Genomic DNA, 24,457 nt, shown 5'->3' on the forward strand with positions numbered 1-24,457 from the left:
ATTATTGGCCGAACCCACCGAGCTCAGCGAGGGCGCGAAGCGCCATTCGCCGAAACGCCCTGGTCGGCCGGTTTCAGACTGTAGCGTTTACCGTCCCTGACACTCTTGAAAACAGCCTCGTCTCTGGTGTAACCGCCACTTCGCGAAATGTCGCAAAAATCTACCGGGTACCGGCCTTCCTCAAATGAGCGTTCCACTTCGCCCGCGCGGACAAATACCAGCAAACAATACCCTTCTGAGTCCGCGTGGCGAAATGCTACGGAGCGGCCCACTTCCTTTCGAACCCGGGCTTCCGGGGTGTACGGTGCGAAAACATAAAAATGCTCCCACGGAAAATCCGTATAATCCGAGAGTTTGATAACCTTCCGGCTTTCGGCATCTGCCACGAACCGTTGCCGCTGAAAACCAGAGTCGCTATGACCGCTACAGCCACTGAGGAGGACAATAATGGAAACGACGATCACTCTCATACGGCTAACATAAAAAATCATCTGCTCAACCCAACCTCTTCGAGGTTCCGGATGCGCGAAGAAAGGGCAGGGTGGGTCAGCGGGATTGCCTTACCAGGAGTTTTTATTAATTTTTCCGCAAGGCGTTTTCGGCCGGCTTGAGCGGCTGTTTGGATTTTATTTTGCTTCATAATCTCTTAATGTCTTTTTCGCCCAGTGGAGCAACCTTGTTGTGCCCTTCGTCAGTCATCAAATTCAAGCCTGCTCACCTTTCCTTCGGGATCAAACCCGATCCGCCAAATGATCGGGTAACCATCTGGATTTCCGAAATGGCCCACGTCATACCTCATGCTGTCCGCCATGTTGTCCTGTGGAGATCCGAGGAAGGCGATGATCTCGGATTTAGTCATGCTGCGAATGTGCCCTCCGATGACGTCGCGGTCATGATTGGACAGAGAGGCGAGAAGTTCTCCGCGTTGTTCTGGTTTCGATCGCGCCCATTCCTCATGAAAATGTGTCACGACCTGGTCCCCAGCACTACGGCATGCAGGACTGCTTGCGGTCAGCAGTGCGGCGAGGCCAATCAAAAAGGGCCGTATTTTCATCTTCTTTCTATGCTATGCACAACGGGGTGGCGACAACCGCAGCCCCGCGTCTCCGGCGCGGCCGAGCGCTTGCGCTCTCCCTCAACTCGACCGTCCGCGGTCAAGTTGTAGGTAAGCAGCGCTTTGTTCGGGTCTTGGTCATTTCAATCGCCATGCAGCTCGAGTGCAGCTTTCAGTGCCTCGTCCAGCATGAGCATCTTCTCTCGATGAAGCGTGCTGACGAAGTCAGTGAGCATGGATTTCGGAATACTGACAAGCTCGTCGCAATGGATGCCGCAGTCGTGCTTCATCCCTTCGTCCGGACCGATCAGTACCTGTGTTGTTAATCCCTCGTATGCTGTGTAGACGGGGGCACAGATGACCGTTGCGAACCGCGAGTCGATCAGCACTTGTCTGCTGACGACGGCAAACACCCGGAATTTCCGGGGGTCGCGGGATGAGGGGCGCTTGACTCGATAGAGTTCGCCGCGCCTCACGGGGATACCTGGTAGGCCAGTACGTCTTCTGCCTCGGCGTTGAGCTCATCGGCGTGCTGGTTGATGATTTCCAGGTCGCGGCGTTCCGCTTCGGTTCTGGCGAGATCGGCGAGGAACGCGCGCGCAGCACGTTCGAGGAATTCCGATCTGCTCCGAAATTCCGCGTGGTGACGATCGATGAGACCGAGCACCTCGCCCGACAGTGTGATGGATGTCTTGACTTTCATACTACTAGGGTACTACCCGCCCTGCTGGTGTCAATGTCGATCTTGTGGCCCGAACACCCGCGTATCAACCGCGGCCGGGGCTGGCGCGAGCGCTGCCGCCGAAGACATCTGCAGCGCGAGTGACAGCGCCGTATCGTCGGCTGCATATGCTAGTTAGGGCTCACGCGGCTGCGATGCCTCGGGTTGCTCTCGTGATCCCTTGTGTATCTGCACCTGGGGAACGACGTGCACCCCCAAAACTTGCCGTAGCGTCCATCGCGGACCGTGAGGAGACTCCCGCATAGCGGGCACTTAGGCGAACGCGATCTCGCGCGAGTCTGATTGCGCCTGCTCCCTTTGCGAACTCCCACACGGCGGCGCTTGCCGTTCATCAGCTCCCAGTCCACGCTTGCACTCATGATGTTCTGCTTCGGGGTCCACTCTTCGCACAACTGCGGCCCTGTTTCTTCAGTCAGCTTCTGAGGAAGCATCTTCTGAAGACCACACTCACTGCAGGTTACCGAGACCTTGTTCGAGTAGTAGTCCACGGAGAGGCCAAGTAACTCAGAGCCACAGTCGGGACAACAGACACCGTGGAAGCGCAGTATCTCAAGTAGCTCCTGCTGGGTGACCAAACCAAGCCTCCGCACGTGAGCCCGCACTGGCACTCCGGCCCGGAGATGGGCGCACACGACTGTGAAGTACCTAGTGGTGATCTCGGCCCAGACTCTCTCATGACCGACATCAGGCTGAAGCCCGTGATGGAAAGCACAGAGGGCAACCAGATTCTCAGGTCTGTGGGAACCGCCTTTCGCCAGAGGGACTCGATGATGTACGTGAATCTCAGTTCGGCTTGGACAGCCGGTTATCTGACAGCGTTCGTCTCGTGCCAGGACAATCCGTCGCACGTACTGCCAGTAGGGTGGATAGCCTGGCCAGTAGTCGAAGATGTCCTGCAATCTCCTGTCGCGATCTGTAAGCTCAGCCTGCGGATCATGGAAGTCCCTCAGTTCCGACTCGGATGGAGGAGGATTCTTGGCAAGCCACTGCTCCTTGGCCTTTACAGCCTCGCCCTTACGGCGTGCAATCTCCCCATTCAGCGAGGAGGTCGATACTGCCAGTACGATTCCGGAGATCAGGGCCAAGGGCAGACCCACGATCGGCGCACCGAAGCTCGTGATGACACCCAGCACGATGACAATCCAACACCAGACCCGTGTCGTCACGACTCTCGCGCGAAGGCCAGCAGTAGAATAGGTCGCAGCGAGCTCCTTCGCTAGGTCGCCTGCAGCCCGTTTCCACGCCTCGGCGGCGATGAGATGCTCCTCGTAGAGCCTTTGGTACTTCTCTGGATATCGCGTGCGCTGCAGTTCCACGAAGCAAGTTCCACACACCCACTTGCCGTGGTTGAGTCTCACAGCATTGTCTGGCGACGCAGGTCTGTCGCATAAGATGCAGTTCTCGGGGACTGCGCCGCTGGAATCAGCGCCGGTATCACAGACTCGGTTAGCTTCGATGAGCGTTCGGACATCGACGTGCCTGATGTATTCAAGGTACGGGTATCTGTCCCGCCAATCGGTCTGCATGGTCCTCTCTGAAACCTCAACTCAGCGTGAGTCCTAACGCTTAAATCACCAGCAAGACGCGAAGCGGATTGTCTGGTGCATTATTTTGTTCGGCCTCTTTCTGTGTTTTTCTGGAGCAGATGTGATGGTTATCCGGTATTGTCGTATTTATTCGTCTGGACCATTTGAGCCAGTTTGTAATGTACTCCCCAGCTATTGCTGTGTGATTCAAGGAACCTCCTTCTCCCAAATCTGTCAGATCACTTTCAGCTGTTGAGTGGCTTCTCGCTATTCGAGCCATTGAGTAACACCATTTACTAATTCTGCCACATTCCAGCCTCGAACTTTCAAGGTAACTAGACTCTCGGAGAATACCCGACTGTCACCAAATGCAGACCGCTGGATGGCCAGACAGACAAGGTGGCTCGGCCGAGTTATCGCCACGTAGGTCTGGAGCAGCCGCTTGCTGTCCTGGACATTGATGTCGTCGCCGTTCGATCGCTGTCCGAGGAGCCACGGCAGTATTCGCTTCGACGAGTGCCCGTTCCAGTAGGTGTTGAGCAGCATCGTTGCCAGATGAGTCTGTCCCTTTACCGAGTGAATCGAGCCAAGCATGATGTCGACATACCGCTCGCCATCCTCAACCCGATACATATTCGGGTCAACATCCTTCGAGGATGAAGAACCACCAGGCGACAGCGAAGGATCTACCTGTTCCCAGGAAAGGAAGTTTGTAGCCTTGTCGGGTGTGGTGTCCCCCTCGCACAGAGCGCTAGCAACGGCGAGAAACCGTGCTTGGTGCTTCTGCCAAGCCTCAGATGATAACGAAGCCCCCTCGATCAGGAACGCACGGATCAATCCTCGATAGGAAGCGATCGCGTCAGTTTCTGTAGCTAGCGCTTCAACAACCGCACGATGGCTCCGTGGTCTTCGTCTGAGGCTAGCCACGTTGCCAATGAGACTGGCGAGTCGCGTTAAGCCAGATGCTATCTTCTCGACACCTGGGGCAAGGTCTTGGCTGGCTCGCGCTGTAGCCTGTGCAATCCGGATGTATTGGATGAGGTGCTTGGGATGCAGCTCTTTCCGTGATATCTCAGCGGAATACCCTTCCCAGTAATGCGGTACCGTCTTTGGAAAGTGTTTGTGGTCGCAGCCAATATCTGGTGCATCTTTATGAACCGCGCCAACTGCAGCGACCGTCCCTTCTGCCAGCGAGTCGTCATTGAATGTATTCAGAACGTGTTTCCCATAGGCATCGAGAACGCCTTTGGTGCTGTCATCAGGGAAAATGAAGACAGCGTGCGGACATGTCGCGGGTGCTCCCGTGATAACACGAGGTCCCACACCGTGGAGCCCATCCGCGCTAACAGCCATGAGGGCAAATGGTGAGGCCAGGAATGCGATATCCGCCCCAAAACGAAAACTGTTGGGGATACTAAGGCAGCGATCATGATCAGGAAACGGATCTTCTGTGCTTTGTTGAGCATTGAAATCGTCGAAGATAGCCTGGTTTGGATCGCCGACCCGTTGGACCACTATGTCTGTCGACGTGCGTGGGAAAACCTCGTTGATCATGGAGCACTGGAGCTCGAAGGTGTCTTGCATCTCGTCGATGATGACGAGTGGGAAGCGCTGCCTGAGCCAGGAGGCTACTTCGGGGACATCCTCCAGCAGGGCCCGAGCCCAGACAAACATCTCGTCATAGCAGAAGTACCCGACACCAGCAGCCGTCTCTATGGCAAGAGTAGCAAGCTTGTAGCTGTTGGATGCAGCCTTTGCAGGGAACGATCGGCCACCGAGGTCGAAGTTCAAGTCACGATTACATATGCGCAGACTATCAAAGCCACTTCCTTTCTTTTCCAGGTAGTTCTGTATTGTCCAGTACTCTCGACCGATGACACTGCGCCGATACGCTGTCGTCACGTCATTGTCAACGGTTGGAGACGGATACCCATTGGAGTTTAGCCAAGGTAGGGCCAAGAAACGGTTCACGAATCCATGTATCGTGTCAATGAAGTGGGGATAGTCAAACAGGCGCTGCCCGATGATCGTGCCCCCCAGCCGCCGCTGGATCTCCTCACGTGCAGCGTTAGTGTGGGAGAGTACGCAGATGCCCCTGGTACGATACGGCCACTTCCGCACCAACATTGCCAACTTCGCAACAACCAAGGTTGTTTTGCCGCTGCCCGGACAAGCTGATACGTCAAGCGTCGAGAGTGCTTTCAAGAAGTCCACGCGAGGTGCATCGAAATTCCGCAATCCCATCGTTGCGCAGATCCACTCGATGTCGCTGTCCAGCAATTCTGGTAGGAGCAATTCAGCCATTGCTCTCCTCCGTGGAAGGCGGAGAAGGTGCGGGAACCGGCGCTTCGCGGCAAACGTAATTAATCGACTCAACTATATAGCTCGGGATTTTTACGCCAAATGCGCCTGCATCGAAGTCAGCCTCGCCAGCCGCCTCTATAAGCATCTGTGCGAGGTACTGCGCAGCGACGGCCTTTGAGGCCGATCCAGAGTAGAACAACTTGTAAACTCCGCTGCAAAGCACTTCACGATCTCCGTTGGCCGCCGCCTCTATCTCCCGAAACGCCACTCGAGCATCCGCCTTCACGTCTTCACGGGTCTTTTCATCGGCGTTGATGGGATCGTCATTCTTGGCGAGGGAAGCAGCAATGAATACCTCTTCGGCAAGACCGGAGAAAGCGATGTCGTATTCCAACGTCCAGTGGTCTGCGACGAATGTCCTCACGGATTGCCCGTCTCCTGAACGCAGACGTGCGCGCCATTCCTCCAATTCTTGTTCCTGTGTCTTCTCCTCGCTGCCAAAGTCACGGAGCGCTTTCCATCGGCGCTTGGAGCTTTCCCATTTTTCGTCTTCGTCACCGGTAACCAGGCCTAGGATGTCCGGTGCGCAGTTGGGCATCACATCCATGTCCGCTACGCAGGCAACAGGGACCGACACCACCTGGCCAGACTCATCAGACCGCTGGAAAATCCGGCTGAATCGTCTGAGCCCTTTTCCACCAACATCGACAATCGAGACGCCATGCTCAGTAAGGTCTTTTCCGATTAGCCGAGCGAGGACAGGTATGAGGATCGCCTCAGCGATTCCTTCGACGATCATGACCCCATGAGCAAAGAACAGGTTTGCCTTGGTGACATCCAAGAAGCGCTCAAGGAAGCGATAGTCGCCCTGCTCGAGATGTGTCTGACCCGGAGCAAGAGAGAAAGCACGGCATCCTTCCAGGAGAGCAAGGTTCTGCAAGGGTATCTTTGATGCCAGATTCGGGCTGTGCGTCGACAGAAGGACTTGGACAGATCTTGATGCTCCGTTTACGTCACCAATGGCTGCTTTCGTCAGGAACTCCATTAGTCGAAGCTGCCGTTGGGGGTGAAGGTGCGCCTCCGGCTCTTCGATAAGTAGCAACGGCAAGCCCGTTGGTTCGCGGCCCAGGAGCAACAGCTCGCACGCCATGTAGAGCAGGTTGTTTGAACCGAGGCCATAGTGGCCTCGGGCTGCTTCAGTGATCTCTTCGAAGAGACCGAGCTCCAGGCGTTCAAGAATCTGGCGGAGGCGAAGCTCTTCGCTTCCACCCTCGCTGATGTTGATCTTGCCTCGAAGCCTATCTCCTATAAGAAACATTGAGGACAGGTACTGCGTATTGATCGCCGTTTCGGCTCCACTGACGCCACCGTGTCTCTGCACGTTGTAGCGGAAGTAGTCGGAAAGGCCCAACAAGCTCAGACGTTTCACAGCGTCGTCGTCGGGCGGGAGAATGTCGGTGTCAAGCGGGTCGCCTTCGCGAATCTCGGGAACGTTGGCCAGGATCTGTGATAGCCGGGAGCCTCGGCCCGGCGACAGCTCCCGTTCGGCATCGCGCAACGGACGCAGGTAAGCTGTTGATAACATCTCGCGAACCGATTGTTCGAACGAGGGTCCGGCACCATCTACCCCACTGTGGACCGATACATCGAGCCACCTACGATCGCCAGGCGTAGCGCTGAGTCTCCTGGCTGTCCAAGTGACGAATATGGCTACGTCCTCACCCGCGTAAGACAGGTACTCTACGAAAGCAGCCTTCTCGACGTCATCGAGCCCGCTGAGCTTACAGCAGATGGAAATCTCGTCCGATTGGCTACCAGCACCATCGATGTGGAAATCCTCTGGCTGAACTCGGATGTATGTCTGGTCGCGCGTCAGGAGCGCATATCTGATCGCATCGATGACGGCGGACTTGCCGCTGTCGTTGCGACCCACCAAGGCTGTAACGCCATTCTTGAGTTCGATATCGAGTGCTGCATCTCCTTCTCCAAAGAGTCGGAAATTCTGCACATTCAGATGAGATAGGTACATGTCACACTCCACAAAGGATTTCAGCGATCCGCATCACAGGTAACCACGCCGTGCAAATGGGCGACAGCCTCCGAACTCGAATTGAGCCCCGAGACTCGTCATCATAAAACAACTTTCCATGGGCCAATATAATCGGCCGAACGCTGGCGAAGCAGCTCGCCGTTGAGCCGACGCAAAGCGTCGGCTCAACGCTTACGCTCAGGGGCGTCGGCGCGATAGCGCCGACGTCCCTTGGAGCGTATTGTTATGCCTATTTTGAACGTATTTCTTCGCCAATCAGTCTTTGTTGCTTTGAGCTTTGAATATAGTCGATTAACTCAAGCTGACGGGATTCTGGATTTAAATAGATCAACTGTTGCCAGTGTTTTGGGATTTGCTTACGCGCCTCCAACAAACCAGAGAGGAAATCTTTACCTTGACTTGAATGATGATTAAGCATCAAAGCCTCAAACATTTCGATTGCTGCATCAAATTCCTCTTGGTTAGCTCCTTTCAAAAAAAGTAAAGTAATTTTGTGTCCATCAACGCTTTGCGCTGTCACCGAAAAAGAACGAGAGAAAATTGATTCTTTAATTTTACCTCCATGAACCACAACAAATCTTTCTATTTCCGGGTTGGCGCCAAACATCTTCTGCCATAGTTTACTCGTCGCACTCTTAAGCATCACATAATGGTCTTCTGCCATTTTCTTTAGAATGGTTTCGAAGTAAGGCTTGGCGATAAACAGAATGATTCCGGTAGGTATTAGCCAGTCCAGAGCCATGAAGGGGCCTTCCGATTCACGGCGAACTATTTTAGCTTCGACATCCATTTCTGACAGGTCATCTACAAAAGAATGGAATATCTCTTCCGGCGCTTCCTGATCTATAAGCAAAGATATAGAGGTTCGTTTTTCCATTGCAATTACCGAGCAATTGAGGGCATAATTTATAATTCTACACAATCTACAATTGCCTGTACCCGATGGCAAAAGTTTACCGGCGAGAGGGGAAAACGTCAATATTTTGCTGTTTTTTTCCTTTTTCAAGGTGAGTAAGCTTGCTCCAAAATTAACGGTTGGTTGATATACCACTTAAAATACCCTGGTTATATTTAGTGATTTCTCCCTTTCCCTATCTGCGTAATCTTAGTTTTACCCTGAAGAACATGAAGTTCATGGAGAAGAGAAAATATGGGGTCGGAAGGGGCTGCTGAATTCGGAACGGGGCAATCAGCCGCGGCGGAAGACATCTTCGCTATCGGCTGCATTGGCATGTTAGGCACCTCCAGTGTTGTCTACGTTTACTCTGACTTTTTTTTTCAGCCTGAAACCAATCCGCCTAGTTATCACCGAACGGACGACCTCCCAGAGCTGATAGGCTTCCTTGCGTATTCGATCGCTGAATCTCCATAGCGCAGCTGGCGTATGTCTGCGAATCTGAACTCGTCCGAGCGTGGCCGCGACAGCCGTGGCGTACCAACATGAATCACCCGGTTGGGATTGAGCTATCCAGGGCATGTGCTCGCACACGCTGGGATGGCTATTGCGAAGCGGGAGGCGGCAGGCGTCATAGTAAGGACAACTTGAGTGGCACTGTCCAGAAGGTGAGAATGAACCAGTGTTATCGAGATGTGCGCACACGAAGTCCTGCTGCGCCTGCAATGACCGGGTATAGATGCTAGGCGCGTTGCCGAGGGCATCCGGACCAGACGGATCGAAAGAGACGATGATGTCTCGCGGGAATACCCCGGAAACAGGGACTCGCTCCTGTAACACGTCACAAGACGGAAAGTCGCGTTGAAGCGCCTTAACTGAGGTGTGGTTCGCGGTTGGAAAGACAGAGCGGACGTCAAAGAGTGGATCAGTCAGTCTGCGAACGAGTGCGCGACGGATTGTAGATCCCACGTGTATAAGCGCTCCCTCCAGTAACCCCCGGCCTTGGTGTATCTGCTCAAGACTGGGGAGATCATGGTCCAGGATTGTGGAGATGATACGAGTGACGGACGGTTGATGTACTCGTTGGACAGTTCCAAGGGCCGAATCATAGTCTTTTCCTACCTGCACCTCCGCGTGAAATCTGCGGGCAAGCTCGATAAGGGCCGGTCCGGGATGAGTGGTGAGCAGGGCAAGTGTTCCAAGTGCCGCTGTGATGAACGCCGGCGGCGGATAGCCAAAGATATATTGTAGAGTTCTTTCAGCTACCCGATAGGGGAAGACGGGCGGAGGATCGAATGATGCGGTGGCAATCGTCTGGCGCACTTGCTCCTCGGCCAAAAACGCGACTGACTCCTCAATGGAGCGGGCGCCCAGATGTAGCCGCTCCGGAGCTCTGCTCCCGTTGGGCCAGGTGCACTCTACGTCAAGAGTCACGATGGGATTAGGAACTTTTTGAGTCGCATATGCGCGCGTGGTATGTAAGAGACTAATCCCGACTACTTGAAAGTCGACGTCCCAATCTCTCCCGATGGCGTCGGTTGGGGCGTCCTCACCATCAAGGTCATTGTGAAGGTCGAGCAGAGTTCTGATGTTGGTGCGCTCCTGTGGAGTGAGGGCACCCGCTCCCACGCTTGTTCCGTCGGCGTTGCGAAGAAGCGTCTTCGAGAATGGCGGCAAGAGGTGCTGCGTGAACGCGAACGATTTGAATCCGGACACAGTGGTGACGTTTTGAAGGTAGTGCCAGTATTCGTGAAAGAAGATATGGAACAAGCGCGGGTCTGCTACTGGGTTGTCGTCCGGACCGGTGATGAAGGGAGTATCCGCATCGAGTGTCAGCAAGAAATGGTTGGGCATGTAAGCGCCAGCGGCGGTCTGGAGATGTCTTTCGATGAGAGTTCGGAGCGACATGTAGCCCTCGGTGTCTTATCGATTCCTGCTGGAAGTTGTGTCATATGTGCCTAACATTTAGTTCACCTGCTTTGCTGTGACGAAACGAAGTGTAGGCTTGGCGTAAAAATTGCGTATGCAGTTTTTATGACAAAAGCAATGTCAGGTGGAACTTGTTGTTATGCCCCTTATTTTACTTTTTCATACATTTTAGAATAATACATGAAAGGCTCTTTCCAAGATTCATAAAATCTAAGAAGGACGGCTAAAGAAGGCAATCCATTTTTTGTTAAATTTTTTGATGAAGTAGGCATTGGTTTCCCTGATTTTATGAAATCGATTATTAGTTGGTCAACTTCCTGTTTTGTAAATTTACCTTTCTTAGTATTTAAAATATTAATATCATATCGAGTACAAAACTTTTCAAAATATTCAAATCTTTTTAATATAGTACTTTCACTATACGGAAATGATTTAAAGAAAATAGACCTGCTTTTTATAATTCTATCTTTACCTTTGAAGTATTTATCTACGGCACATGAAATATCTTCAATAGTAACGAATTCATTTCTTGAAGTTATTTCAGCTCCAATGATTTTTTGATATTCGGCTAAAGACTTAAATAAACGAGATATAACATTAGAAGTCGGTAAGTCATTCTTTGAGCATAAATCCTTTTGCGTTATTTTTCCATTTTTTTGGATAAATATTTCTCCAGCGTTTATTGCAAGTTCTTTAGTCCAATTAATCCTAGTTCTTTTCAATCCAAAAAATTCTTTAACCTCTGAAAAACTTTTTAACTCAGGATAATGTACCAAAACACAAGGTAATGATGGTAAACGATTCTGTTTGGTCAAATCCTTCTGAAAGAAATTTCCTTGTTCTGATATATATTTTTCTAATGCAGATCGAATCGAATCTCTATCCCATTTAGGCAAACCTACTTCCAACCCAAATTTTTCTTTTAATTCAGTTAAACCACCATAAAATTTAAGAACATACGAAAAAGAAGGAAGATGATTTCTGTCTCTAAAAAAATCTACTTTTTTTAGAGTACCTCTTTGTGAAATAAATATTTTAATGATTTTATCAAAATCTTCTTTTGTTAATTCTTTTTCATTTAACGCAGCATCTTTTTCAACTAAATCATCTATATTATTTATTGGTTCACCTTGAAGAAATTTTTTAGCTTTTCCCTCTAAAATAAAATCATGGACTTCCTTGTCATTCTTTTTTAAATTACATTCTGCACAGAGAATTTGGCAATTCGATAATACAGATTTTCCACCTTTTGAATAAGGAACGATATGATCAAAATGGCAATTTATTTTAGTCGTAATTTCTTTTTTGCATATTTCGCATCTTAATTGTCCGTTATTCTTCTCTAGATTTTCTACAATTACTTTATACTGTATTGCATCTGAAAAAATTCTGTCATTCATATTTTATCCCATCTTTCTCAATCTGCGTAATCTCAGTTCCTCCCTTTCCCTTAATCTGTGAAATCTGTGGACTCCCAGAGGTGCCGAGGTCGGGGGCTACTGAATTCTGAATACTGTATTCTGAATTCTTCCCCCAACCAGAGCAATCAGGTGCAAAAATCCCCAGGGGCCGAGGTCGGGGGCTACTGACTACTGAAATCTGTATTCTGAATTCTTCCCCCGAACCCCGAACCCTGAACCCTAGAGTGGTCCTGCTGTGGGCTCTTCCTCTATGCCCCATGCCCTCTGCTCCATGCTCCTCTCCTGAACCCTGCATACTTTCCTCAATCAGAGTTAATCAGAGTCATCAGGTGCAACATCTCCAGGGGCCGAGGTCGGGGGCATCCCTCCTGAACCCCGAACCCTGAACCCTAGCGTGGTCCTGCGGTGGGCTCTGTCTTTCTCTATGCCCTATGCTCTCTGCTCCATGCTCTCCCCGCCCCTCACCACCCCTCGTAGATGTAGCGCTCGTAATGCTTGATCAGGGTTTCTTTCTCGGAGAGCAGGTACTTGACCACGTCTCCGATGGAGATGATCCCGACAACCTTGTTGTCCGCAACCACGGGGAGGTGCCGGATCCTTTTTTCGGTCATGAGGTGCATGCAGGCTTCCACGGTCTGTTCCGGGGTGACGGTGATGGGGTGGGGCGTCATGATGTCCTTGATCATGTATTCCCCGGCGGCGCGGTTCTCCAGAACCAGCTTGCGGATGAAGTCACGTTCGGAAACGATCCCCACCAGGTCGGCGTCCTCCACGACCAAGATGGTCCCGATCCCCTTGGCGGCCATCAGTTTCATGGCGTCGAGGGCCAGGGTTTCGGGAGAGGCGGAAAAAACCTGATCCCCCTTCGCTTCCAGGAGCTTGCTGATACTGATGCTCATCGCCACCTCCTCGCGGTTGGCACCGGTTTCGAAATGAAAGTACGTGTATTTACCGCCCGCCGGCGCTCGGCTCTCGATCCTTCATACCCGGCTGCGCTCCCGGTAGCGGGTGTGCAGCAGCCGGTGGGAGATCTCTCCCAGCGGGCGCCCCAGGTACTCCTCGTAGATTTCGACGATTTCGGGGTTCTGGTGCGACATCCTTAATTCTTTGCCTTCGTCTTCCTGGAAAATCGCGGCCATGCGGGCCGCCCGGACCCGATCGGTGGTAATCCGGGGTTGGCCGCCGCCGCCGATACACCCCCCCGGACAGGCCATGACCTCCACGAAATGATAGCCGCCCCGGCCGGCGAGAACCGCTTCCGCCAGCCGCCGGGCGTTGCCCAGGCCGTGGGCGACCGCGACCTTGAGCTCGACCCCCTCCAGAAAAGACCACTCCGGCAGGCAGCCGGAAAGGGGGACGACCGCTTCCTTGACCCCCTCCAGCCCCTCGACGGCGTCGACGTGGAGGTTGCGCCCGGGAAGCGACCGGCCGGTCACCAGGGCGTAGGCGGTCCGCAAAGCCGCCTCCATCACTCCGCCGGTGTTGGCGAAGATATCGGCCGCCCCGGAGGAAAGCCCCAGCGGAGAGTCGGCGGCGCTTTCGGGGAGGGAGGCGAAGTCGATCCCGGCCTGGTTCATCATCCTGCCCAACTCGCGGGTGGTGAGGACGTAATCCACGTCCTGGAACCCGGACCCGCGCATCTCGGGACGGCGGCACTCGAATTTCTTGGCGGTGCAGGGCATCACCGAAACCACCGTGATCTTGTCGGGGTCGATGCCCGCCCGGCCGGCGTAGTAGGTCTTGGCCACCGCTCCCAGCATCTGCTGCGGGCTCTTGCAGGAAGAGAGGTTGGGGAGCAGTTCCGGGAAGGAATATTCCGCGAACTTGATCCAGCCCGGGCAGCAGCTGGTGAACTGGGGGAGGGGGGCGGCCTCGCCGTCGCGCAGGGCCCGGCTCAGGCGCTCCAGAAATTCGCTCCCCTCCTCCATGATGGTCAGGTCGGCCGAAAAATTGGTGTCGAAGACCGCGTCGAACCCCAGCCGCCGCAGGCCGGTGACCATCTTGCCGGTGACGCGGGTTCCCGGGGGATACCCGAAACACTCGCCCAGGGCGGCGCGGATGGCCGGGGCGGTCTGGACGACCACGAACCGGTCGGGGTCGTCCAGCGCTTCCCATACGGGGGCGATCTCCTCCTTGCCGGTTATCGCCCCCACCGGGCAGACCGCCGCGCACTGTCCGCACTGGACGCAGGCGACTTCGTCCAGGTCGGACCGGAAGGCGGGCCCGATGACGGTCGAAAACCCCCGTCCCTGGGGAAAGAGCGCCCCCACGGTCTGCACTTCGTTGCAGACGGTGACGCAGCGCCGACAGGAGATGCATTTGCCCGAATCCCTTACCAGCGCCGCGGTCGAGGAATCCATGAAACGGGGGCGGCGTTCGCCGAGGTAGCGCACTTCCCGGATCCCCAGGGTCCGGGCCAGCGATTCCAGCTCGCAATTCCCGCTGCGTTCGCAGGTGCGGCAGTCGCCCTCGTGTTCCGACAGAAGCAGCTCCACCACGGTCCGGCGGGCGTCGCGCACCCGCTGGTTGTTGGTGCGGACGACCATCCCGTCGGCCGCGGGCATTACGCAGGAAGCCATCAGGTCCCGGTGCCCCTCGATCTCGACCAGGCAGACCCGGCAGGCCCCGATGCCCTGGACCTTTTCCAGGTAACAGAGGGTCGGAATTTTGATCCCTGCGGCCCGGGCCGCTTCCAAGACCGAGGTCCCTTCGGGAACCTCGACCGGAATCGAATCGATCTCCAATTTCAGCATATCCGCAACTCCGCCCGGATCGGGCGCCCGATCGGGATGCCGTCGTTCACCGGTTTTTCCTCATGTCATGCCTTGTAATCGCAGCGCAGGCAGCGCTTGGCCTGCCTGACCGCGGTTTGTTCGTCCCAGGGCAGCTCGACTTCGTCGAAATTATTCCTCCGTCTCTCGATCGAGATCAGGGGCAGATTTTCCCGGGGATCGGAGGTCGGGTCCTGGTCGGGATAGACCGGGACCGGAACCTCCCTGTCGTCCCGCCAGAAAGCGTGGTCCTCCCCGGTCAGGGCGCGGTCGATGGCCGCCGCGGCGCGTTCGCCCGAAGCCACCGCTTCGATGACCGACGAAGGCCCGCTGACCGCGTCGCCGCCGGCGAAAAGCCAGGGGACCGACGTCCTCCCCGAACTCGGCTCCACGGCCAGGTACCCGCGTTCGTCCCGGTCCGGGGAGACGCTCCCCAGCACCTCGGGGGGCGACGGGTTCTGGCCGATGGCGGCGATGACCTGGTCGCAGGGGATGACGAAATCTTCGGCATCTCCGGCCTCGGGTCGGCGGCGCCCCGAGGGATCGAAATCCCCCAGCCGCATGCGCCGGCATTTGAGACCCGTCACGCTCCCGCCGTCGCCGACGATTTCGACGGGGGCGGTGAGCATCCTCAGCACGATTCCCTCGTGTTCGGCTTCTTCGATCTCCTCGGCATAGGCGGGCATTTCCTCGCGGGTCCGCCGGTAGACGATGGTGACGCTCTCGGCGCCCAACCGGAGAGCGGTCCGGGCGGCGTCGACGGCGGCGTTGCCGCCGCCGCAGACGACGACGTTCCGCCCGACCGGGACCGATCCCCGGATATTGTACTCGCGCAGAAAGCCCAGGGCCTCGGTGACGCCCCGGTTCTCCTCGCCGGGAATGTTCAGCCGTTTGCCTTCGGGGGCGCCCAGGGCTATGAAGACGGCCTCGGCTCCCTCCCGCCGGAGCCCCTCCAGGGTGACGTGCCGCCCCAGCTCGACTCCGGTTTCGATGCGCACGCCGATCCGCTCCAGCATCCGGATCTCGCGGGCGAGGATTTCCCGGGGAAGGCGGTAGGCGGGGATGGCCTGGACCATCATGCCCCCGGGGCGGAACTGGGCTTCCAGAACGCGGGGGCGGTACCCCAGGCGCGCCAGGAAATAAGCGCAGCTGAGCCCGGCCGGCCCCGCCCCGACCACCACCACCCGGCGGGCGGCGTTGGCGTCGCTGCTGCGGACCTCGGGGACCTGGACGGTGACTTCCTGGTCGACCATGAACCGTTTGACGGACCGGATGGAGACGGCCCCGTCGAGCGTCGCCCGACGGCAATGGTCCTCGCAGGTGTGGAAACAAACCCGGGCGCAGGCGGCGGCGAAGGGGTTACGCTCCCGGTGCAGGCGCAGGGCTTCGGCGTAGCGTTTTTCTCCGGTCAGCGCCACGAAACCGGGAACGTCCACCGAAGCGGGGCAGGCGCTCTGGCAAGGCGCCCGGACCAGGGAAGGGCAGACGCCCGCCGGACAGCGGCGATACCGGATATGGTCCACGTACTCGTCCCGAAAGTGGCGGAGGGTGGAAAGCACCGGGTTGGCGGCGGTCTTCCCCAGCCCACAGAGGGCGGTTTTCTTGATCTCGTTCCCCAGCTCGACCAGGCGCTCGATGTCTTCCTCCTCCCCGTTGCCGGCGCAGATCCGTTCCAGGATTTCGAGCAACCGCTTGGTCCCGACCCGGCAGGGCGTGCATTTCCCGCACGATTCCTCCTGCACGAATTCCAGGAAGTAGCGGGCGACGTCGACCATGCAGGTTTCGTCGTCCATCACGATCAAGCCGCCCGAGCCCATGATCGCGCCCAGCTCGGTGAGGGATTCGTAGTCCAGGGAGACGCCCAGGTGCCGCCGGGGGATGCAGCCCCCCGACGGCCCCCCGATCTGGGCCGCCTTGAACGGCCTTCCCCCGGGGACGCCTCCGCCGATGTCGTAAATCAATTCCCCCAGTTGAATCCCGATCGGGACCTCCACCAGCCCGGCGGTCTTGACGGCGCCGGCCAGGGCGAAGACCTTGGTGCCCTTGCTCTTTCCCGCCCCCAGGGAAGCGTACCAGGCCGCCCCCTTGAGGACGATGGGGGGGATATTGGCGAAGGTCTCGACGTTGTTGAGCAGGGTGGGGAGGCCCCAGAGCCCTTGGTTGGCCGGAAACGGCGGACGGGGCCGAGGCTCCCCCCGGTTCCCTTCGATCGACGTCATCAAGGCTGTTTCCTCGCCGCAGACGAAGGCCCCCGAGCCGCGGCGGATTTCGATATCGAAATCGAAGCCCGACCCGAGGATGTCCCTGCCCAAGAGCCCCCGTTCCCGGGCCTGCCGGATCGCTCCCCCCAAGCGCTCGATGGCCAGGGGATACTCGGCCCGGCAGTAGACGTAGCCGTTGGAAGCCCCGATGGCGTGAGCGGCCACGGCCATGCCTTCGATCACGCTGTGAGGATCGCCTTCGAGGACGCTCCGGTCCATGAAGGCCCCGGGGTCGCCCTCGTCGGCGTTGCAGACGACGTTCTTGGGGCTCCCCTTCGCCCCCCGGGTCAGACGCCACTTCATCCCGGTGGGGAAACCTCCCCCGCCGCGGCCCCTCAGCCCCGATTCGAGAACGGTGTCGATGACCGCGTCGGGCGCATTCTCTTCCAGCACCCGGGCCAGGGCTTCGTAGCCGTCCAAGGCTATGTAGTCGTCGATCTCGGTGGGGTCGACGACCCCGCAGTTGCGCAGAACGATTTTCTTCTGCTTGCCGAAATAGTCGTCCCGGGATTTTCCGCCGGGCCGACCTTCCCCGGAGTCGCGGGGCAGGAGCCGCCGGACGGGACGGCCGTTCAGCAGATGCTCGCGCACGATTTCGGCCGCGTCATCGGCACCCAGGCCGCGGTAAAAAACCCCGCCGGGCATCACCCGGGCCACGGGGCCTTCGGCGCAGGGCCCCATGCACCCGGTGCGCACCACACGGTAGCGGCCGTCGAGACCGGTTTCCTTCAGCGTCGTTTCGAAGGCCCGGCAGACGTCCTCCGCTCCCGAGGCCAGGCACCCCCCCCCGGTACAGACCAGGACCTGACCGCCCTCGCCGTCGTCTTCGGCCCCGCCCAGGCGCGGGAGCAGGGCGGGGCGCAGGCGCTCGCGCAGGTCCGCCAGTTGCCCGCGGTCGGCAATGCGCCCGCTCATTCCTTCCCCTCCGCCTGGCGGCGATAGGAAGCGATCAGCTCGCGGACCTTGCTTTCCTTCACCCGTTGATGAATGTCGTCGTTGACCGTGATGACCGGCGCCAGGCCGCACGCGCCGAAACACCGCGCCACTTCCAGGGAAAAGAGCCGGTCCTCGGTGGTGCCCCCCACTTCGATCCCCAATTCCTTGCTCAGGGCCGCCAGAACCCGTTTTCCCCCCCGCACGTAACAGGCGGTCCCCAGGCAGACCCTGATCAGGAACCTGCCCCGGGGGCGGGTGGAGAAGAACGAATAAAAACTGACCACGCCCGCGACTTCCGAATAGGGCTTGTCCATCCCCAGACTGATCCGCTTCAAGACCGCTTCGGGCAGGTAACCGAACATCCCCTGGGCGATCTGGAGAACCGGGATCAGGCCCCCGGGCCGTTCCCGATAGTCGCGGACCAGCTCGTCCAGGCGGGAGAGCAGGGCCGGATCGGTTTCGGACGGGGCGCAGGCGCAGCCCACTTTCGTCTCAGCCATAAACGGATGCTCCTTTCCGGCTTCGGTTCGGCCCGTTCGCCTCTTCACGGCCGCGGGGCGGCGCAAAAATGATACCGGTACCGGCGAGCCGACGCCAGGAATTTCCATGGCCCGCGCCCTCGCAGGCGGGGAATTTTGTCTGGACAGTCGCCCGGGCCTGCGGTAATTGTATGCGGTTACACCGGAAGGGGAAAAACCATGGCTGCCGCCGGAAAAAAGACAGGCCTGAGATCGGACGCGGTCAAGCGCGGGCTGGAACGGGCGCCCCACCGCGCCCTGATGTACGCGACCGGGGTCGATCCGTCGGATTTGAAGAAACCCTTCGTCGGGCTGGTTTCCTCCTTTACCGACCTCATCCCCGGGCACGTCGCCATGCGGCCCCTGGAACGAGCGATCGAAAACGGCGTCTACGCGGCCGGCGGCCGGCCTTTTCTCTTCTCGGTTCCGGGCATCTGCGACGGTATCGCCATGGGCCACCCGGGCATGTACTGTTCGCTTCCCTCCCGGGAACTGATCGCGGACATGATCGAAATGGTTACCCTGGGCCACGCCCTCGACGGGCTGGTCCTGCTCACCAACTGCGATAAGATCACTCCGGGGATGATCATGGCCGCCGCGAGGCTGAACATACCGGCCATCGTCGTCACCGCCGGCCCGATGCTGGCCGGGCACCTGGGCGACGAACGCCTTTCCATGGTCCGCGCCACCTTCGAGGCCATCGGCCGGGCCCAGGCCGGAAAGATGACCGAAAAAGAAGTCGCCGCTTATGAAATCCAGGCCTGTCCCGGCGCGGGCTCGTGCCAGGGGATGTATACCGCCAACACCATGGCTTGCGTCACCGAGGCCATGGGCATGAGCCTCCCCGGGTGCGCCACCGCTCCCGCCGTGGGCGCGGCCAAGCAGCGGATCGCGTATCTGAGCGGCCAGAAAATCGTCGAACTGATAGCCAAGGATATCCGGCCCCGCTCCATCATGACCCGTACGGCCCTGGAGAACGGGATCGCGGTCGACATGGCCCTGGGGGGATCCACCAACACGGTTTTGCACATCACCGCCATCGCCCACGAGCTGGGGATCGAGCTGCCCCTGGAAACCTTCGACCGGATCAGCCGGCGCACGCCGCATATCGCCGATATGCGTCCGGGCGGCGAATGGATGATGGAAGATCTCGACCGCGCGGGCGGCATCGCCGCGGTCATGAAAACCCTGGGCCGCCGGATCCGGAACAACCCCACCGTCTCCGGCCTGGCCACCGCCGCCATCGCTTCCCGCGCCCGGGTCGTCGATCCCGAGATCATCCGGCCGGCCGGGCGGGAACACCGGAAAGAGGGGGGTATCGCCGTCCTCCGGGGCAACCTCGCCCCCGACGGAGCGGTCATCAAGCAGAGCGCGGTCGCGCCCGAAGCCATGACCATCACCGGAAAAGCGGTCGTTTTCGATTCCGAGGAAGCCGGGATGAAAGCCTTGATGAAAGGGGCGATCAAGCCCGGGTCGGTCGTCGTCATCCGCTACGAAGGTCCCCGGGGCGGCCCGGGAATGCGGGAGATGCTTTCCCTCACCTCCGCCATCGTCGGCATGGGGATGGGAACTTCGGTCGGGCTGATCACCGACGGGCGCTTCTCGGGGGGGACCAAGGGCCCCTGCGTCGGCCATGTCTCTCCCGAAGCGGCGGCCGGAGGGCCGATCGCCCTGGTCCGCAACGGCGACCTGATCACTCTGGATATTCCCAACCGAGCCCTTACCGTCCATCTGACCCGGAAAGAACTCGCCAAAAGGAGATCTCTGTGGCGGGCGCCGGCCAAAAAACTGGCCGGGTTTCTTGCCCGTTACGCAGGCCTTGTGAGTTCGGCCGATCGCGGGGCGGTTTTGGGACGATCCTGACCTTTTCCCGCCGCCGCACCGCCCGTCACGGGCGTTCCCCGGGATTGACTCGGATCGCAATCATGTACGGTTTGAAAGCGCAAGCGAAGGAGCTCGAATAATGAAAGGGGCGAAACTCCTGGTTGACTGCCTGGAAAAAGAAGGCGTCGAGGTTATCTTCGGTTACCCCGGAGGAGCCGTTATCGACATCTTCGACGAACTGTGGAAAAGCAAGAAGATCAAGTTCATCCTCACCCGCCACGAGCAGGGAGCGGCGCACGCCGCCGACGGCTATGCCCGCTCCACCGGTAAACCCGGTGTCTGCATAGCCACCTCCGGCCCGGGCGCCACCAACCTGGTCACCGGCATCGCGACCGCCTACATGGACTCGATCCCGATGGTCGCCTTCACCGGCCAGGTCTCTTCGAACATGATCGGCAACGACGCTTTTCAGGAAGCCGACATCGTCGGGATCACCAGGCCGATCACCAAGCACAATTACCTGGTCACCAACGTCCACGATCTTCCGGGGATCATCAAGGAAGCGTTTTTCCTGGCCTCCTCCGGGCGCCCGGGGCCGATCTTGGTCGATCTGCCCAAAGACATCCAGAAGGCCGAGACCAAGAACCGCTATCCCAAGACCATCGAGGTCCGCGGCTACAAGCCGGTCTACGAAGGGCATCCTCGGCAGATCAAGAAGCTGGCCGAAGCCATCGCCCGCGCCTCCCGGCCGATCATCTACGCCGGGGGCGGAGTCATCGCTTCCGGGGCATCGGAAGAGTTGCGGACCCTGGTCAAAAAAACCGGGATCCCCGTCACCACCACCCTGATGGCGATGGGGGTTTTCCCGGCCGACGACCCGCTCTCCCTGGGGATGCTGGGCATGCACGGGACCAAGTACGCCAACTACGCCATTCTCGAGGCCGATCTTCTGATCGCCATCGGAGCCAGATTCGACGACCGGATCACCGGGAAACTCGACGAGTTCGCGACCGAAGCCGAAGTCGCTCATATCGATATCGATCCGACGTCGGTCAGCAAGAACATCAAGGTCGATATCCCCGTCGTCGGGGACGCCAAATCGGTTTTAAAGGAGCTGAACAAGATCGTCCGCCGTCCCTCGATAGGGCCCTGGCAGCAGCAGATCGCGGCCTGGAAAAAGGAATTTCCGCTCAGCTACCAGCAGGACGGGCGTCTCCGCCCTCAGTACATCATCGAGCAGATCGATAAGCTGACCGGGGGCGAAGCCATCATCTCCACCGAGGTCGGCCAGAACCAGATGTGGGCGGCACAGTTCTACGGCTACCTTCATCCCCGGACGTTCCTCTCCTCCGGAGGCCTGGGGACCATGGGTTACGGTTTCCCCGCGGCCATCGGAGCCCAGCTGGGGAATCCGGATAAGCTGGTCTTCGACATCGCCGGGGACGGGAGCATCCAGATGAACATCCAGGAACTGGCCACCGCCGTCCACAACTGCCTCCCCATCAAGATCATCATCCTCAATAACGGGTATCTGGGGATGGTCCGGCAGTGGCAGGAGCTGTTCTACGAAAAGCGTTACTGCGGTACCGTCCTCGACGGCAACCCCGATTTCGTCAAGCTGGCGGAAGCCTTCGGGGCCGTCGGGATGCGGGTCACGGAGAAAAAAGACGTCGTCGGAGCCCTGAAGAAGGCGATCAAAACTCCGGGCCCGGTCATGATCGATTTTCGGATCGAACCCGAAGAAAACGTTTTCCCCATGGTTCCGGCCGGAGCCAGCCTTCGGCAGATGATCAACGGAATGGCCTGAACCGGGCGCGGCCCAGGAGCATAACGACATGAAAGAAAGTAAATCCACCAGGCATATCATCTCGGTCATGGTCGAGAACAAGTTCGGCGTCCTGGCCCGGGTTGCGGGCCTCTTCAGCGGGAGGGGGTTCAATATCGCCAGTCTCGCCGTCGGGGAAACCGGGGACGCCTCCGTTTCCCAAATGACCATCGTCGTCGACGACCTGGGAAATCCCCAGATCATGGAACAGGTCGAAAAGCAGCTCAACAAACTGGTCGACGTCATCAAAATCAAGGACATGACGAGCGAGGATTGCGTCGGGAGGGAGCTGGTTCTGGTCAGGGTCAAGACCACGGCCGCCACGCGCGCCGAAATTTTGGAGATCGGCGGAGTTTTCAAAGCCCGGATCCCCGATATATCGCGGGACTCGGTCGTTTTCGAGCTGACCGGAAGCGAGGGTAAGGTCGGGGCTTTTCTCAACCTCATGTCCGCCTACGGCGTCCGCGAGCTGGTCCGGACCGGGCAGATCGCCATCGCCCGATAACGCTTGCCCCGGGGGGGCCGATCGGAGATACTTAATAGTTTTTGGAACCGAAAATCGGAGGAAGCGAAGATGACCCAGGTCCTGTACGACAGCGACGCCCGGATGGAGGTCCTGACCGGGAAAAAAGTGGCCGTGATCGGCTACGGAAGCCAAGGCCACGCCCAAGCCCTGAACCTGCGCGACAGCGGAGTGGAGGTCATCGTCTCGGAACTTCCCGGCACTCCCAACCACGACCTGGCCGTCGAACACGGATTTCAACCCATCCCCGCGGCCCGGGCCGCCGAGGAAGCCGATCTCATCCATATCCTTCTCCCCGACGAGGTCCAATCCCGGGTGTACCGGGAGAGCATCGCGCCCGCGCTGAAAAAAGGGAAGGCGATATCCTTCTCCCACGGCTTCAATATCCACTTCAGCCAGATCGTGCCGCCCCGCGACGTCGACGTCTACATGGTCGCCCCCAAAGGCCCGGGCCACCTGGTCCGGGAGACCTTCGAAAGCGGCAGCGGGGTCCCCTGCCTGATCGCCGTCTACCAGGACGCCAGCGGGAAGGCCCGGGAGTTGGCTCTGGCACACGCCTGCGGGATCGGCGGGGGGAGGGCGGGGATACTGGAAACGACCTTCGCCGAAGAAACCGAAACGGACCTGTTCGGAGAGCAGGTGGTGTTGTGCGGGGGATTGACGGAGCTGGTCCGGGCCGGCTTCGAAACCCTGGTCGACGCCGGATACCAGCCCGAAATCGCCTACTTCGAATGCCTGCACGAACTGAAGCTCATCACCGATCTCATGAACAAGGCCGGCATCGCGGGCATGCGCTACTCCATCAGCAACACCGCCGAGTACGGGGACCTGACCCGGGGACCGCGGATCATAACCGCCGAGACCCGCAAGGAGATGGAGCGGATCCTGGGTGAAATCCGCAACGGCGACTTCGCCCGGGAATGGATTCTGGAGAATCAGGCCGGCTGTCCGGCCTTCAAGGCCATGGCCCGGCGTCAGGCGGCTCATCTGATCGAAGAGGTGGGAGCCAAGCTCAGGAGCATGATGAGTTGGCTGAAATAGAACCCATCATCGCGGAGCGTTTGCCCCGCTCCGACCAGAAAAACATCCTGGTCGTCGAAGACGAGGACCTGTTGCGGCAGGTCCTGCGTCGCTATCTGGGCCTGTTGGGTTACCGGGCCCGATCGGCTTCGACCGCCGCCGAGGCCCTGGGCCTGGCGGCGGAGTCCCTCCCCGATGCCGCCCTGATCGACTGCCATCTCCCCGACGGCACCGGCCTGGAACTCTTCCGTCGCTTGACCGACCGGCACGGCCAGTTGCCCGCCATTCTCATGTCGGCTTACGACCTGTCCCGCGCCGAAGCCCGCGAGGCGCTGGAGACGGGGGTGACGGGCTTCATCCGCAAACCCTTCGGATACCCGGAGCTGCGGCGCACCCTCAAAATCCTCTTCCGCAAGGGAAAAGGACGGATGGGCCTGCGCAAACCCGGGTTCTACACCAAGACCGGGGGCGTCAACACCAGCCCCCGGTACCTTTCGCGGACGGTGTTCCGGAAGATATTCCGCAACGGGCTGGACATGGGCGGTCACGTCCATTTTCACGTGCGGGGGCACGAGGACCACCTGATCCTGCTCTGCGGCCGGCACGCCATGGGAAAAGTGATCGTGAAATCGCCCAAATGCGGAAAAGGAGAATGCATCCGCTGGGACCGATCTTCCTTCGCCGACTGCAACCCCGAAAGCGCCATCAGGGATTTCAGCGACGCCATCGAGCTGGTCAGGGTGGACGCGGCCGACTACGAGATGTCCTGGCCGACCCTGGCCGATTTTCTCTGCTGGCTCGAACTTACCTACTGAACCCGGGGGGGAAAAGCCTGGCGCCGCCCGCCTTCCGCGGACG

General features: G+C 58.3%; 19 protein-coding genes. 6 read left to right on the forward strand and 13 right to left on the reverse strand.

All coding sequences use genetic code 11. The features are described 5' to 3' along the window. Positions 1-23 precede the first annotated feature (23 nt). The 8 genes from PLZ73_07495 to PLZ73_07530 all read right to left on the reverse strand — a co-directional run bounded on the left by PLZ73_07495 (position 24) and on the right by PLZ73_07530 (position 8,553). Entirely contained in the window at positions 24-470 is a 447-nt protein-coding gene (locus PLZ73_07495; protein HOO77717.1) for a hypothetical protein, read from the reverse strand. Between the two features lie 221 nt (positions 471-691). After that, entirely contained in the window at positions 692-1,054 is a 363-nt protein-coding gene (locus PLZ73_07500) for a hypothetical protein (GenBank protein HOO77718.1), read from the reverse strand. A gap of 143 nt (positions 1,055-1,197) precedes the next feature. Further along, positions 1,198-1,530, reverse strand: a complete 333-nt coding sequence (locus PLZ73_07505; protein ID HOO77719.1) for a type II toxin-antitoxin system PemK/MazF family toxin — start codon at positions 1,528-1,530, stop codon at positions 1,198-1,200. Continuing rightward, positions 1,527-1,757, reverse strand: a complete 231-nt coding sequence (locus PLZ73_07510) for a hypothetical protein (protein ID HOO77720.1) — start codon at positions 1,755-1,757, stop codon at positions 1,527-1,529. Before PLZ73_07510 ends, PLZ73_07505 begins: the two co-directional genes overlap by 4 nt. Before the next feature lie 149 nt (positions 1,758-1,906). Continuing rightward, complete coding sequence (locus PLZ73_07515; GenBank protein HOO77721.1) at positions 1,907-3,322, reverse strand: topoisomerase DNA-binding C4 zinc finger domain-containing protein; 1,416 nt, start codon at positions 3,320-3,322, stop codon at positions 1,907-1,909. A 267-nt stretch (positions 3,323-3,589) separates the two neighbouring features. Next, a complete protein-coding gene (locus PLZ73_07520) occupies positions 3,590-5,626 on the reverse strand; it encodes a UvrD-helicase domain-containing protein (GenBank protein ID HOO77722.1) in 2,037 nt (678 codons plus the stop codon). Then, the gene (locus tag PLZ73_07525) at positions 5,619-7,655 is read right to left on the reverse strand and encodes an AAA family ATPase (GenBank protein HOO77723.1); all 2,037 of its coding nucleotides are present in this window, start codon (positions 7,653-7,655) and stop codon (positions 5,619-5,621) included. The genes PLZ73_07520 and PLZ73_07525 overlap by 8 nt, the downstream gene beginning before the upstream one ends. 250 nt (positions 7,656-7,905) lie before the next feature. Next, positions 7,906-8,553: a hypothetical protein gene (locus tag PLZ73_07530; GenBank protein ID HOO77724.1), complete on the reverse strand. Its 648-nt coding sequence runs from the start codon at positions 8,551-8,553 to the stop codon at positions 7,906-7,908. A 1,518-nt stretch (positions 8,554-10,071) separates the two neighbouring features. Between PLZ73_07530 and PLZ73_07535 the strand changes: the two genes are divergently transcribed. After that, the gene (locus PLZ73_07535; GenBank protein HOO77725.1) at positions 10,072-10,533 is read left to right on the forward strand and encodes a hypothetical protein; all 462 of its coding nucleotides are present in this window, start codon (positions 10,072-10,074) and stop codon (positions 10,531-10,533) included. Between the two features lie 113 nt (positions 10,534-10,646). Here the strand turns inward: PLZ73_07535 and PLZ73_07540 are convergent, their stop codons facing one another. From PLZ73_07540 to PLZ73_07560, 5 genes are all read right to left on the reverse strand, one after another. After that, positions 10,647-11,900 (reverse strand): HNH endonuclease signature motif containing protein, encoded by a 1,254-nt coding sequence (locus PLZ73_07540; protein HOO77726.1) that lies wholly within the window; start codon positions 11,898-11,900, stop codon positions 10,647-10,649. A gap of 482 nt (positions 11,901-12,382) precedes the next feature. Continuing rightward, positions 12,383-12,820 carry a CBS domain-containing protein gene (locus tag PLZ73_07545; protein HOO77727.1) on the reverse strand — a complete coding sequence of 146 codons (438 nt, stop codon included), beginning with the start codon at positions 12,818-12,820 and terminating at the stop codon, positions 12,383-12,385. 81 nt (positions 12,821-12,901) lie between these two features. Next, positions 12,902-14,674, reverse strand: a complete 1,773-nt coding sequence (locus PLZ73_07550; GenBank protein HOO77728.1) for an NADH-dependent [FeFe] hydrogenase, group A6 — start codon at positions 14,672-14,674, stop codon at positions 12,902-12,904. 65 nt (positions 14,675-14,739) lie between these two features. Continuing rightward, entirely contained in the window at positions 14,740-17,868 is a 3,129-nt protein-coding gene (locus PLZ73_07555; protein HOO77729.1) for an NADH-ubiquinone oxidoreductase-F iron-sulfur binding region domain-containing protein, read from the reverse strand. Further along, a complete protein-coding gene (locus tag PLZ73_07560; GenBank protein HOO77730.1) occupies positions 17,865-18,389 on the reverse strand; it encodes an NAD(P)H-dependent oxidoreductase subunit E in 525 nt (174 codons plus the stop codon). The genes PLZ73_07555 and PLZ73_07560 overlap by 4 nt, the downstream gene beginning before the upstream one ends. A gap of 225 nt (positions 18,390-18,614) precedes the next feature. On the opposite strand from PLZ73_07560, the gene ilvD reads away from it, so the two are divergent. The 5 genes from ilvD to PLZ73_07585 all read left to right on the forward strand — a co-directional run bounded on the left by ilvD (position 18,615) and on the right by PLZ73_07585 (position 24,414). Continuing rightward, positions 18,615-20,270, forward strand: a complete 1,656-nt coding sequence (ilvD, locus tag PLZ73_07565; protein ID HOO77731.1) for a dihydroxy-acid dehydratase — start codon at positions 18,615-18,617, stop codon at positions 20,268-20,270. Between the two features lie 100 nt (positions 20,271-20,370). Continuing rightward, positions 20,371-22,038, forward strand: coding sequence for a biosynthetic-type acetolactate synthase large subunit (gene ilvB, locus PLZ73_07570; GenBank protein ID HOO77732.1), 1,668 nt, complete (start codon positions 20,371-20,373; stop codon positions 22,036-22,038). A 28-nt stretch (positions 22,039-22,066) separates the two neighbouring features. Beyond that, positions 22,067-22,561: an acetolactate synthase small subunit gene (gene ilvN, locus PLZ73_07575; GenBank protein HOO77733.1), complete on the forward strand. Its 495-nt coding sequence runs from the start codon at positions 22,067-22,069 to the stop codon at positions 22,559-22,561. Positions 22,562-22,630: 69 nt separating this feature from the next. Then, positions 22,631-23,620 carry a ketol-acid reductoisomerase gene (gene ilvC / locus PLZ73_07580; protein ID HOO77734.1) on the forward strand — a complete coding sequence of 330 codons (990 nt, stop codon included), beginning with the start codon at positions 22,631-22,633 and terminating at the stop codon, positions 23,618-23,620. Continuing rightward, positions 23,608-24,414: a response regulator gene (locus PLZ73_07585; protein ID HOO77735.1), complete on the forward strand. Its 807-nt coding sequence runs from the start codon at positions 23,608-23,610 to the stop codon at positions 24,412-24,414. Before ilvC ends, PLZ73_07585 begins: the two co-directional genes overlap by 13 nt. The last annotated feature ends 43 nt before the right edge of the window (positions 24,415-24,457 follow it).

The organism is bacterium, from assembly GCA_035380285.1.
In the GTDB taxonomy this organism is placed as follows: Bacteria; Auribacterota; Erginobacteria; order Erginobacterales; family DAOSXE01; genus DAOSXE01.

Bases quoted from the DNA above. Each gene is read 5' to 3' on its own strand.
- PLZ73_07495 (HOO77717.1), bottom strand. From the start codon at position 470: ATGAGAGTGATCGTCGTTTCCATTATTGTCCTCCTCAGTGGCTGTAGC.
- PLZ73_07500 (HOO77718.1), bottom strand. From the start codon at position 1,054: ATGAAAATACGGCCCTTTTTGATTGGCCTCGCCGCACTGCTGACCGCA.
- PLZ73_07510 (HOO77720.1), bottom strand. From the start codon at position 1,757: ATGAAAGTCAAGACATCCATCACACTGTCGGGCGAGGTGCTCGGTCTC.
- PLZ73_07515 (HOO77721.1), bottom strand. From the start codon at position 3,322: ATGCAGACCGATTGGCGGGACAGATACCCGTACCTTGAATACATCAGG.
- PLZ73_07520 (HOO77722.1), bottom strand. From the start codon at position 5,626: ATGGCTGAATTGCTCCTACCAGAATTGCTGGACAGCGACATCGAGTGG.
- PLZ73_07525 (HOO77723.1), bottom strand. From the start codon at position 7,655: ATGTACCTATCTCATCTGAATGTGCAGAATTTCCGACTCTTTGGAGAA.
- PLZ73_07530 (HOO77724.1), bottom strand. From the start codon at position 8,553: ATGGAAAAACGAACCTCTATATCTTTGCTTATAGATCAGGAAGCGCCG.
- PLZ73_07540 (HOO77726.1), bottom strand. From the start codon at position 11,900: ATGAATGACAGAATTTTTTCAGATGCAATACAGTATAAAGTAATTGTA.
- PLZ73_07545 (HOO77727.1), bottom strand. From the start codon at position 12,820: ATGAGCATCAGTATCAGCAAGCTCCTGGAAGCGAAGGGGGATCAGGTT.
- PLZ73_07550 (HOO77728.1), bottom strand. From the start codon at position 14,674: ATGCTGAAATTGGAGATCGATTCGATTCCGGTCGAGGTTCCCGAAGGG.
- PLZ73_07555 (HOO77729.1), bottom strand. From the start codon at position 17,868: ATGAGCGGGCGCATTGCCGACCGCGGGCAACTGGCGGACCTGCGCGAG.
- PLZ73_07560 (HOO77730.1), bottom strand. From the start codon at position 18,389: ATGGCTGAGACGAAAGTGGGCTGCGCCTGCGCCCCGTCCGAAACCGAT.
- ilvB (HOO77732.1), top strand. From the start codon at position 20,371: ATGAAAGGGGCGAAACTCCTGGTTGACTGCCTGGAAAAAGAAGGCGTC.
- ilvN (HOO77733.1), top strand. From the start codon at position 22,067: ATGAAAGAAAGTAAATCCACCAGGCATATCATCTCGGTCATGGTCGAG.
- ilvC (HOO77734.1), top strand. From the start codon at position 22,631: ATGACCCAGGTCCTGTACGACAGCGACGCCCGGATGGAGGTCCTGACC.